This window comes from Streptomyces sp. Q2 (genome assembly GCF_056820935.1).
The window spans coordinates 1-993 of the sequence record NZ_JBXEJE010000117.1; the positions used below are offsets into that span (position 1 = coordinate 1).

The window sequence follows — 993 nt, forward strand, 5'->3', positions numbered from 1 at the left end:
CCGGCGTCGAGACCACCACCGGTCCGCTGGGCCAGGGTGTCGCCAACGCCGTCGGCATGGCGATGGCCGCCCGTTACGAGCGCGGTCTGTTCGACCCGGAGGCTCCCGACGGCGAGTCCCCGTTCGACCACACCATCTGGGCGATCGTCTCCGACGGCGACCTGGAGGAGGGCATCTCCGCGGAGGCGTCCTCGCTGGCCGGCCACCAGAAGCTCGGCAACCTGGTCTTCCTCTACGACGACAACCACATCTCCATCGAGGGCGACACGGCGACCGCGTTCTCCGAGGACGTGCTGAAGCGGTACGAGGCGTACGGCTGGCACGTGCAGCGGATCGAGCCGGGCGCCGACGGCGACATCGACGTGCACGCCCTGTACGCGGCCCTCAGGTCCGCCCAGGCCGAGACCGGGCGGCCCTCGATCATCGCGATGCGCACGATCATCGCCTGGCCGGCGCCGAACGCGCAGAACACCGAGGCCGCGCACGGCTCGGCGCTGGGCGAGGACGAGGTCGCCGCCACCAAGCGGCTGCTGGGCTTCGACCCGGAGCGGTCCTTCGAGGTCGCCGACGAGGTGCTCGCCCACTCCCGCCGGGCCCTGGACCGGGGCGCCGAGGCGCACGCCGCCTGGGACAAGCGGATCGACAAGTGGCGCGGCGCCCAGCCCGAGCGCGCGAAGCTCTTCGACCGGGTCGTCGCAGGTCAGCTGCCCGAGGGCTGGGAGGACGCTCTGCCGGTCTTCGAGGCGGGCAAGGCGGTCGCCACCCGCGCCGCCTCCGGCAAGGTGCTGCAGGCGCTGGGCGGGGTCGTCCCGGAGCTGTGGGGCGGCTCGGCCGACCTGGCCGGCTCGAACAACACCACCATCGACAAGACGAGTTCCTTCCTGCCGACGGACAATCCGCTGCCGGAGGCCGACCCGTACGGCCGCACGATCCACTTCGGCATCCGCGAGCACTCCATGGCCGCGGAGATGAACGGCATCGCCCTGCACGGCA

Annotated in this window: 1 protein-coding gene; it reads left to right on the forward strand. The window is 72.2% G+C overall.

From position 1 onward, the window contains the following. Positions 1-993 (forward strand): transketolase family protein (locus tag ACWBNA_RS47830; protein ID WP_482710880.1); only part of this gene is annotated, 993 nt, incomplete at both ends.